7 protein-coding genes are annotated in these 10,898 nt (G+C 59.6%); 5 read left to right on the top strand and 2 right to left on the bottom strand.

Annotated features, from left to right (window positions below):
* Window positions 1-323 precede the first annotated feature (323 nt).
* On the bottom strand, window positions 324-1,280 hold the full coding sequence (gene corA, locus H5395_RS14455) for a magnesium/cobalt transporter CorA (RefSeq protein WP_182793276.1): 957 nt from the start codon (window positions 1,278-1,280) through the stop codon (window positions 324-326).
* A 219-nt stretch (window positions 1,281-1,499) separates the two neighbouring features.
* On the opposite strand from corA, the gene H5395_RS14450 reads away from it, so the two are divergent.
* Both H5395_RS14450 and H5395_RS14445 read left to right on the top strand, forming a co-directional pair.
* Complete coding sequence (locus tag H5395_RS14450) at window positions 1,500-2,537, top strand: PHB depolymerase family esterase (RefSeq protein ID WP_182793275.1); 1,038 nt, start codon at window positions 1,500-1,502, stop codon at window positions 2,535-2,537.
* Window positions 2,538-2,918: 381 nt separating this feature from the next.
* Window positions 2,919-3,947: an IS110 family transposase gene (locus H5395_RS14445; RefSeq protein ID WP_182793251.1), complete on the top strand. Its 1,029-nt coding sequence runs from the start codon at window positions 2,919-2,921 to the stop codon at window positions 3,945-3,947.
* A 404-nt stretch (window positions 3,948-4,351) separates the two neighbouring features.
* Here the strand turns inward: H5395_RS14445 and H5395_RS14440 are convergent, their stop codons facing one another.
* Window positions 4,352-5,161, bottom strand: a complete 810-nt coding sequence (locus tag H5395_RS14440) for a glycoside hydrolase family 19 protein (RefSeq protein ID WP_182793274.1) — start codon at window positions 5,159-5,161, stop codon at window positions 4,352-4,354.
* Between the two features lie 425 nt (window positions 5,162-5,586).
* On the opposite strand from H5395_RS14440, the gene H5395_RS14435 reads away from it, so the two are divergent.
* The 3 genes from H5395_RS14435 to H5395_RS14425 all read left to right on the top strand — a co-directional run bounded on the left by H5395_RS14435 (window position 5,587) and on the right by H5395_RS14425 (window position 10,703).
* Window positions 5,587-8,232 carry a S8 family serine peptidase gene (locus H5395_RS14435; protein WP_182793273.1) on the top strand — a complete coding sequence of 882 codons (2,646 nt, stop codon included), beginning with the start codon at window positions 5,587-5,589 and terminating at the stop codon, window positions 8,230-8,232.
* A 64-nt stretch (window positions 8,233-8,296) separates the two neighbouring features.
* Window positions 8,297-9,385 (top strand): serine protease, encoded by a 1,089-nt coding sequence (locus H5395_RS19525; RefSeq protein ID WP_182793272.1) that lies wholly within the window; start codon window positions 8,297-8,299, stop codon window positions 9,383-9,385.
* A gap of 235 nt (window positions 9,386-9,620) precedes the next feature.
* Window positions 9,621-10,703, top strand: coding sequence for a transposase (locus H5395_RS14425; protein ID WP_182793271.1), 1,083 nt, complete (start codon window positions 9,621-9,623; stop codon window positions 10,701-10,703).
* Window positions 10,704-10,898 lie beyond the last annotated feature (195 nt).

The following is a 10,898-nucleotide window of genomic DNA, read 5'->3' as shown; positions in this document are numbered from 1 at the left end:
CACAGGTTCAAATCCTGTCCCCGCAACCAAATTTATACAATATGTCAGCAGCTTACGCCCCGCCTCAAAGCGGGGCTTTCGCATGTCCGCAATCCACATCAACGCCACATCAACGTTCGACGAGGCCTCCAACAGCTGACGCATTCTGCGTTGTGGGGGCGCAAACGGCTCCAGCTGACCAGGTCAGTTATCCGCAGTAGGGCTGGGTGCCGGACGACCCGCACATGCTGGCACTCTTCGCCTGGGATTGCTCCTTCAACCTCCGGTCCCCTGGCTTGCAGCTTGCCGGCTGCCGACACCGCCTCAAAATCCTTGAGCAATGCCTAAAGCCAGCCGCGCCGCTGGAAGTAGAGATAGGGCAGGATTGCAGAAAGGACCATCGTTCCGAGGGCGAATGGATAGCCAAAGATCCATTCCAGTTCCGGCATGAACTCGAAGTTCATGCCGTAGATCGAAGCGACCAAGGTCGGCGGCAGAAACACCACCGCAGCCACCGAGAAGATCTTGATGATCGCGTTCTGCTCGATGTTGATCAGGCCCAGCGTGGCATCCAGCAGAAACGTGATCTTCTGCGCCATGAAGCCCGAATGGTCGTTCAGCGACCGCACGTCGGCCACAAGCGCCTTGAGTTGCCCGCGGACCTCCTTGTCGGCCTGGGTAAGCTTTGGCCCGAGGAAGCCTAGAACACGCTCCAGCGTCGCCAGACTGTCGCGAATGTTCGAGGTCAGGTCGCCCTTGCGCCCGATCTCCTCCAGCGTGGTCTTGTAGTTGGCATCCTTCCGCGCTGCGGTCCCCTTCTGGCCGAACACGCTGCGCGAGATCGTGTCGATCTCGCGCCCGGCCCGTTCAAGGATGTCCGCCAGACGATCCACGATGGCTTCGAGCAGGCCAAGCAGGATCGTCTCGCCGCTGTTGAGGCCGAGCGCGGTCTTCTCGGCGCGCTGCGAGAATGTGTTGAAGGCGCGGGGTTCGGTATAGCGGATCGTCACCAACCGGTGACCACAAAGGATGAAGGTGATCGGCTGGATCACCACGTCGTCGGCATCGGTGTGCGACGGGATCAGCGCCGTCATGAAATGCCCGTCATCCTCGGAGTAAAGCCGCGAGGAAATCTCGATTTCCTCCATGTCTTCGCGGGTGGGCAATCCGAGACCCAATCGCTGCTCCAGCCCCGTCTCCTCCTCCCGGTTGGGGTTGAAGAGATCCCACCAGACTGCGGACTCGGCCAATGCGGCGACAGGCTTCAGCCGATCTGCGGACAATTCGTATGCACGGATCATGGCGCCCCCGAAAACATCTGCTTGTGCGCCTATCCCTTTGGGATGGCGTCGTGAAGCCGGCCTGTCAGGAAAATGCACGCGACGCCGTCTGGCTCTTTCGGCGGCCAGAACCAGTCAGGTTCATCAACGTGAGCGGCTTTGAATTGACCCGGCCCGCGACATGGGCGACTGAAGGCGCAGTTCCGTTCCCATCCTGATCATGTGCGCGCAGGGCATTACATGGCCGATCTTCTCAAGACGATGGCCAGCGCGGCGCGGCGCGCCAGAAGGCGACCCTTGTCCGCCGTCCTTGCGCTTCCACGTCTCCTGGTGCCGTCCACCCCGAAGCCCAAGCGCAAGCGCCGCGCATCGGCGTCGCCCCAGACGAAACCGAGTCCGTCCGCGGTGCCGCCGCGTCCGGCGCCGGGCAGCTTTCCCTCCGACACGTTCACCTGTCCGCAGGGCACGCTCGACTACAGGCTCTATACACCGAAGGGTTCGGCGCGCCGGCGCATGCCGCTGGTCGTCATGCTGCACGGGTGTTCCCAGTCGGCATCCGACTTCGCGGCCGGCACCGACATGAACAGGCTGGCGGACGAGCTTGGCTTCCTGGTGCTCTATCCGCAGCAGTCGCCCAAGGCGAATGTCGGGCGGTGCTGGAACTGGCACGATCCGAAGAATCAGGGTCGGGGCAGAGGGGAGCCCGCCGTCATCGCGGCCCTGACCCGGCATGCGATGTCCCTCGGCCGTGCCAATCCTGCGCGCATCTACATCGCCGGCATCTCGGCCGGGGGAACTGCGGCGGCGATCGTCGGCGCCGCCTATCCCGATCTTTTCGCAGCGATCGGCGTTCATTCCGGCCTGGCTCTGGGCAACATCCGGTCCTTGCGTTCGGCGATGGCGGCCATGCTCGGGAAGAACGGGCCCCAGCCGACAGGCAAACTGCCCCCGCAGCTGCCGACGATCGTCTTCCACGGCGACAACGACCGCGTGGTGCATCCCTCCAATGCCGCCGGGTTCCTGAGAAATCTGGAACGGTCGCGTACGGCACCGCTCGTCTGCAAGACAAGCTACGGCCGCTCGCCGGGTGGTCGCGACTATACGCGGAAGGTCCATGCCACCCGGGTCGGACAGACCCTTCTCGAAGAATGGACGGTGCATGGGGGCGGCCACGGCTGGTCGGGCGGCCGCGCCGCCGGCTCGCACACCGATCCCGCCGGCCCGGACGCATCGCGGGAGATGTTGCGCTTCTTCCTGTCTCGGCGGCGGTCCGGCTGAGCCGCAGGCCCGGCGCGCGCAGGCGCTTCTGCATCCTGCCATCTCTCTTTTCGAGGCAGACACGGGCCAGCCAGTCGCCATGTTTGCGGCGACAGGCTTGCCGCGGTACGACTGTGCTGATCGCCCCCTCGCAGCGCCGTACCTCACCTGCGTTCGTATGAGGCTGCGCCGATGGTTGCGAGGGTCGGGGCTGGATTCCAGTCGGGCAGAGGCCTGGCACCCAAGCTGAGAAGGAGAATTTCATGGGCAAGATCGGCGTCGGTATCATCGGCATTCAGCCTGATCGCAGCTGGGGTGCGATTGGCGTTGATGATGTAACCGCCCCCCGGCGGCATCTCTGTGTCAAGGTGGGTCTGCGACAATCTACACAGGGAGGCGGTCATGTCGGAGATTACCACGATCGGGCTCGATCTGGCGAAGAACGTGTTTCAGGTCCACGGGGCTGATAGCTCGGGCCGAGCCCTCCTGCGCAGGAAACTACGGCGGCATCAGGTATTAGCTTTCTTCACTACGCTCCCGCCATGCACTGTCGCTGTGGAGGCTTGTGGTAGTGCTCACTTCTGGGGCCGTGAACTTGCAAAACTAGGCCACGATGTGCGGCTGATCCCACCTGCCTACGTCAAACCCTTCGTGAAGCGGCAGAAGAACGATGCCGCCGATGCGGAAGCCATCTGCGAAGCGGCTTTGCGCCCGACGATGCGATTCGTACCGCTGAAGAGCGAAGAGACCCAAGGAGCTGCGATGCTCTTCCGCGTGCGCGAACTTCTGATCCGGCAGCGGACACAGGGGATCAACGCCCTGCGCGGCCATCTGGCCGAGTTCGGACAGATCGTGCCCCAAGGTGCTGCCAATGCCGCACGGCTGATCGCCATTGTCGAGGATCCAGACAGTGGTCTGCCCGGCCCGGCCACCGCCACGCTGCAGGTGCTGGTCGTGGCGCTCGCCCATCTCGAGATAGAGATCGGCAAGCTTGATGCCGAGATCGCACGGCAAGCGAAGGAGAACGAGGTCGCTCGACGTCTGATGACGGTGCCCGGCATCGGCCCGTTGATCGCCACGGCCCTCGCGGTCCTGGCTCCGCCACCCGAGACGTTCCGCAAGGCTCGGGACTTTGCGGCTTGGCTCGGTCTCACACCCCGGCAACATTCGACCGGCGGCAAGCAGCGGCTCGGGGCCACGACGAGGATGGGCGAACGCTCCCTGAGGCGGTTGCTGATCCTCGGTGCCAACAGCGTCATCATCAAACGCCACGTCCATGCCGCGGCACAGCCGGGCACCTGGCTCGGCGGGATGCTGATGCGCAAGCCGCGGATGCTGGTACGAGTAGCCCTGGCGAACAAGATGGCACGGATCGTCTGGGCCCTGATGACCCGCGGCGGCGTCTACCAGTCTCCGGCTGCGGCCGCGTAAAAGCCACCGTCAGTCGTGAGGACGTCGGAGCGGAGGAGAGCAAGGAGCAGTATGGCGCAACGGTCGTGAGACGGGATCAGAGGAACCAGCCTGTAACAAAGTGCCTCCGAGCACGTGGCGTTGATCTGGGGCCTGATCCGCGAACACCATACGGGCCCGCGGCATGACAATGGCCGCATCAGAGGCCGGACACATGTCAGCACCCGACACCGCGCCAAGACCAGCTCCGAAGATCCCTCTTGCACATGGGGCGGTTACACATGTTGCATAATCGAAGAATCCGTTGACTTGGGCGACTATGACGCGCGCGCCTTGCGTCCCTAAAATCGCAAACCCCTGCGGCTAAACCTACCTGGCGCGCAACGTTCTTCGATTATGCAACAACGCCCCTCAGATGGATGACGTTATTCCGTCGGTGTTGTCTCCTGTTCAGAAGCCTCTCGCTCCTCAACCAAATTCTGCGGATCTGAAAGTTCGTATAGAAGATCTTCAGGCAGTCCTTCCTCCTGAGCTCCCTCAAGCACTCCCGGTCCGCCTGACACATCACCATACGGCAATCCATGATCCAAGCTGAAACCCTCCAGTGCATCTTCAAACGCCTGCTGATCGGCCGCCTCTAGCCCGCTCGGCTCGTAATAGCCAAGTCGCTCAAGGATCGCCTTAGCTGCATCAATCTCCTCAGCGATACCTTCGGAAATCAAGTTTTCACTCTCCAAGCCGGCCACGAGTAAAACTGGGCCGAAGACGCGGGTTGCTCGCCCGTGCCACAACCGCGCCTCGTCAAGACCGTTAGTGCCGCCGTTGACACAGCGTCGAACATCTCGCAGGGTTCCACTATCAGCTAACGTGTTACACTTAGCCGCCCAATAAGCCACCGCCGCCTGAAGGCCTTCCTTGGGGCGGCGGGCAAGTTCAGGATTATCTGCTAAAGGTAAGCCGACCTCGGATCCACGCGCAATGTAATTGTCACGACCAGTGAGCTGAAGGAAGCCAGATCCTCGATAGTTCCACCCGTCCATTGTAGTCTGACCACGATTGCCAAGCCGACCACCATAAACCCAATTAGCGATAGCAACCGGTCTTCGCGCCAGCCGCTGTGCCTGAGCGCTTGTCTTCACGTACCTGGGAAATATAACTCTTAGGCGCTCCGCCGAGTAGTTCATATTCTCATCGATACGAACAAAGCCCCCGGTCTCTGTCGCTATCTGTGCCATGAAGTGAATCAAGCGGTTCGCCGTGTCTATCCCTCCCTCATGGAGGATGCCCCGGTTGCTGACTAGTGCATCGACTAAGTCCGCGCGAGCTCGGGGAGAGAACTCAGCGATCGTTCGGGTCGTGATCGCATCCGAAACATGTTGCGCCGACACTGACGAGCCCGAGGCAACGAGCAAAAAGAGAAATGAGAGCACCGCCCCCATAGACCGTCGAAACATCCCACGCCCTCCCGCTCCAAGGGCCTGTGCGGCAGCATGAAGGGAGTCAACGCACAGACCGATACGATTTGCATACGTCGCGCCTTTCTGTTATACTACCCTATGCTCATCTCACGTCAATTACTTCGTTGAAGTAGATGTCGTAAGGAGTGAACGCGCCGAGGTTGCGGGCGGGACGCGTACCCGAGCACTGAGCGGAGGTTCCGATGGCGCTTCAGAACGGGGGGCTGACATTCAGCGCATGGCGGGTTGCCACAGCCCGCGCTGCGGTTTGTTCGCTTCTTGTAGGTTGTAGCGAAGCGCGGGCAGAGATTTTTAGCGAAAGCCTGCAAGCCGACGCGTGGAACATTGAGGCCGTAGTGCTCGACTGGGACTCTCGCAATTATAACGTCGCGTCGCTAGGTAGCCATATCCGTAACTTAATTCACGCACTACACAACGTCGGTCAGCTGCCACTCAAGCCGATTGACAAAGGGGGCGAATCGGGGATTGCAGCAGAGCAGATTGTACGTCGGACGGTGCCATTCCTCGAATGGTCCGCCGCGATGGACAACATTCTCTGTGACCTGAACTCGGATCAGTGTGTTCGCCCGCGGGTGCCAGCCGCCCATGAGAGTGACTCTTTTCGTTTCGCTCAGCTTGCCAATCACGTCAGTGGCTACCGTATTACACAGGCTTCGCAATCTAGGTGGACACTGAGGCCAGATCGGCCTCTTTGGGTACCTGACCTAGAGTTTCAGAGCTTCACCCGCTGGCTAAGCGCGCCGATCGACTCGGGGGTGCGCCTCGACTTGCAGCAGCTGTACCAAGATCGGGCACTCGGATGCGACGAGATGTCGGAGCCGCAACAATCTTTCCATTTTACCGGGACGATTCAGGAATTCCGGGAGACGCGGCTTGCGAGCGCTAGTTGCGTAGCGGAAATCCTACGTAACAACATAGCTTTTTGGACGTCCCTGTACTCTCAAAAGAGGATGGCAGCCGGAGATGCACTGCCCAACCGCGTGTCCGAGCAAATCCATGTACGAGATTTTCTGAAAACTAAAGCGAACGAGATTTTGGATCACGCACAGGAGTCAATAGCCTGGGAAAAACTAAATTCTGTCGTGAGTGAGATCTATGAGGGAGTCGACCGTCCATTTCGCGAGGTCAGCCTGCCTGTCTTTTCTCTAGCCGCGACCATTAACTTAGTTAGCCATCCTCAGTATGGGCAACAAGATTCTGCATCACTTACAGGAGATCCCAATTGGTTGCGCTTCATTTCTAGCCTTACAACTCTAGAAGCGGGCAATGTTCTTAGTGAGTACACCACCGTCACTCCTCGGCTGGAAGGAATCGTGAAGCCTCGTTCGGGTTCCCCTGACTTCCATTCCAGCACAGTCACACCTCACGAATCCGCGATAGCACAGCTGCAAGCTACTAATGTTTTTGATGTAATAAACTTTCCCTATAGAAACCATGACTTCTTAGGGGATAACGGATTCGATCGCTCAATTATTATTGTTGATAGCGGCCTCAATAAAGAACACTGCGTATTTTCTGGAAACTGCAACGCGAAATGGTTGAGCCACGAGATCATGACCGCCGCAAACCTGAACCCGATTGAAGAGGCCTTGGTTGCTAAGGTAAAATTTGAACTGGAACGGATGGAAGGTCAGGGAGTTGGACATGGACACGGGGTCGCGGCTGTCGCCTCTGCAAACCCTCAAAGTGGGGCGCTGTTCGGGCTGGATCCTAACGCCGTTCCCGAGTTGTTTGAGCTCAACCTTACAAACTGGCCTACTGACAATTTTGAAAAACGGGCGCGAGATTTCATAAAAGGCTTGACGGGCCACTATGTTGTTTGGAACTTTTCAGGCCACACTATGAGTGCTGATCTGGTTGCGCCGATTGAAAATTACCTTAGATCATCTTTGGAAAACATTCAGAATACTCAGTTGATGGTTTTTGCTGCCGGCAACTTGCCCGATAATGTGGTGGACGCTCACAGAGTCGCAAGCGATCTATGCCTTGTATACCCTGCATGCAGGTCCGAAGACAGAAAGCTGAAGTCGGCGGTGACGGTTGTGGGCGCGATGCTTAACAATGAAGGAGTTGTCGTCCCGTGGAGGGATGAAGCCAAGGGGGTGAGGAGTTACACTCATCCCAGCTTCGAAATTGCGGCCGTCGCAAAGGATGTCATAATTCCATCGGTGTCGGAAGAGGCCTTTTACTCAGTTGAGGGGACGAGTTACGCCGCGCCACAGGTCTCGGCTGTGTTGCTTCTTCTTCGTTCTCAGATGGGCATTTTTCCCCCCGAAGTATTTGTCGGTCGGATAGTCGGGTGTGGTAAAATGTCAACAGGGCTCGAAGGGCATGTCATGGGCGGGCTGCTCGATGCAGAATGTTCCTTACGATTTGACCGAATGCAGATCGCGTTTCGTCCGGTCGAAGGCCAGGAGGTCGATCCGGCACTTGCAAGAAGACTTCGTCCAGGCAAACTGCTGGGTGTTTGGACGGGCGATGGGAAGCCGTCGGAGACCATTCCGATAGACGGTTTTGGGGGCGAACACCACACTAGTTGGTGGCCTGAGGTCGGGAGGCGTTCCATTGTTGGATTCAGGCAGTTCAGCGACAAGCCTGATCGGTACAACTTAACAGTCTGGAATGATAAGGGCGTGCTTTCTTCTGAGGCCCGCGGCCGCCTCAATTCATCCTTGGTGCTGGAGTTTAGATTCGATGGCGACGAAAGTTCTATTTGCATCGAGGCGAGCCGGCTCATCGGCTATGTCCCTGGAGCCCCATTGTATGTCAATGTCGACGACCGTATCGAAGCACATGAGTCGGCTTGCGTCGATCACTCTGATAGCTAGTTTGGGCTATCTGTCTCTTGGGTCCGTTGCTGAGGCATGGAGTCCTGAGTGGGTCGGCCGGGACGTGCCGAAGACGATTAATCAACGCATCGACCTCGGCCAGCAGCCGGATGACGGTGCTTGGAGAAGTGGTGAGATTAGTCTAACTGGAGTATCCAATATAGCCGTAGAAATCGGTGGAGACTTGGCTACTTTGCAGGCCTTTACGGTCTATGTGTTCGATAAACAAGGGGGGCTTGCCGAGGTCGTGCCGCTTGACGATGTGAACGGCGACGCGTTCTGGACGGATTTTGTTTCTAGCGACGCAGTTTTCTTGGAGGTCCGTGGTCCGATGCCAACGCCGGCAAGTTTGATCGCCGCGCGGGCTGGAACGAGCGAACCAGTCGGCGGTGTCGACGTCATAGTCGACGGCCAGCCGCTGTTTGAGACCACCGCGCAGCTCGGCGAAGCGGCGGACTTTGCTTTCTTGAGGGCAACGGCCCGGCTGATTGTCGGACAGAACAGGTTTCCGCTCGGCAATAACCTGCCGATGAAGAGAAGCGATTGGTGCACAGGGTTTTTGGTTTCGCAGGACTTGATGATGACTGCTAGCCATTGTTTTCGCGCTGCACCTAGTTTGTGCAGCCAGACTGTCGCTTTATTTGGATATGACAATAATCTTGAAGAGCCAGTCGTTGCGCGTGCGTGCGAGTCGGTTGTGTATCTGAATCCTTACCTCGATGTTGCTGTCGTGCGCCTTGAAAATGTTGAGGGTGAAATGCCCATAGTTAGCATTGCATCGGAAATTCCTTCCGCGGAGGACCAACTGTTACTCGCTCAGCATCCTTACGGGTCGGTGCGGCTCATCTCACGTGATGCGGGATGTAAGGTCACTCAGTCGGTGGCCCCGCTCGAGCCGTCGCGTAAGGACTTAGACTATTCACGTCTTGAAGGTCTTGGTTTTGCCCACGGCTGCGATACTCTTGAAGGAAGTTCTGGCTCTCCGGTCTTCAACTCGGAAGGTGAAGTAGTAGGCGTCCACCAGGGTGGTAAAGGGAGCAAAAATAAGGCTGTCCGTGGTGACTTGGTCCGGGACTGTATCGCTATTAACCAGGGCAGTAATACTGTTGAAGTTGTGCAGCCCTCGCAGGCGGCCTGTAGCAACTGGATGTGAGCCAGGTCCTGTCTGACGTCTCTTGCAACGACATGGGGCGGTTCACGGTTGCTTTGGTGAGGTTCACCAAGGCGGAGGCTGGCGATGCGGCGGCACGAACTCAGTGATGCCCAATGGTTGCAGCGCCGACCTCCATCTCCATCAGGCGCTCTGCCGCAAAGCCGATGGACACCTCCGAAAACCTGGCTTTGAGCGTCGGGTCGTGATTCATTGAACCCGACAGCGGGGGGTGGTCATGACGGGTCAGTTGGGGTTCTGGTCGATCACGGAGCGGCTGGCGGAGATCTCGGCGCAGGGAGACCCGCTCGAGACGCTGGCGGCGACGGTGGACTTCGAGATGTTCCGGCCGGTGCTGGAGGGTGCGCTCGGGCGGCCGCCGCGCTGGAAGGATGGCCGGCCGCCCTTCGACCCGGTGCTGAAGTTCCGGATGCTGGTGCTGCAATCGCTGCACGGGCTGTCGCTCGAGCAGACCGAGTATCTGGTCCGCGACCGGCTGTCGTGGATGCGGTTCTGCCAGCTCGGACCTGAAGACCGGGTGCCGGATGCCAACACGCTCTGGGATTTTCGCGAGGCGCTGATCGCGGCGGGCGCGCTGGAGGCGCTGTTCGCCAGGCTCGACCGGGCGATCACGGCGGCGGGGTATCTGCCGCGCGGCGGCCAGATTCTCGACGCGACGCTGGTTGCCGCTCCGCGGCAGCGCAACACCGAGGGGGAGAAGGCGCAGATCAGGGAAGGCCGGACCGCCGCCGAGATCTGGCCCGACAAGCCCGCGAAGGCGCGGCAGAAGGACGTCGATGGCCGCTGGACGGTCAAGCAATCCAAGGCGAAGCTCCGTGCCGACGGCTCGAAGCCGATCGACATCGCGATCCCCGTCTACGGCTACAAGAGCCACATCTCGATCGACCGCATGCACGGAATCGTCCGACGCCAGGTCGTGACCGATGCCGCCAGGCACGATGGCGCCCGCCTGCGCGAGGGGCTGATCCAGCGCACCAACACCGCGCGGGACGTTTGGGCGGACAGTGCCTACCGCTCGGCCGAGAACGAGGCCTGGCTGACGGAACACGGGATGACGAGCCGCATCCATCGCAAGAAGCCGCGCGGTCGTCCAATGTCGAAACGGACCAGCCGCGCCAATGCCGCGAAATCGGCGCTGCGCTCGAAGGTGGAGCACGTCTTCGGGCACCAGAAGGCGCGCATGCGGCTGACGATCCGGACCATTGGCATCGCGCGCGCCGAGGCGGCCATCACGCTGGCGAACATGGCCTACAACATGACGCGCTGGCGCTGGCTCAACGGCCGAGCTGCGTCCGCTTGACGGCGGCGATCTGTCGAAAAGCCAGCAGTTCCGCAGCCAACCAACCCGGCACCCGCCAAGTAAGGCGATCGGCAGCTTCTGGCGGCGCGCTAATCCGGCGTTTGGCAAGTAAGCGGAGGTGTCCCGATCATCTCGCGCAGAAGGTCCGCATCAGGAGCCTTCTCCACAAGATCGCGGAAGTTCATCATGTCGGTG

Source organism: Paracoccus sp. MC1854 (assembly GCF_014164635.1).
GTDB lineage: Bacteria > Pseudomonadota > Alphaproteobacteria > Rhodobacterales > Rhodobacteraceae > Paracoccus.
Note: the sequence above shows the minus strand (reverse complement) of the source record. Positions and strands in the feature narration are given on the sequence as shown.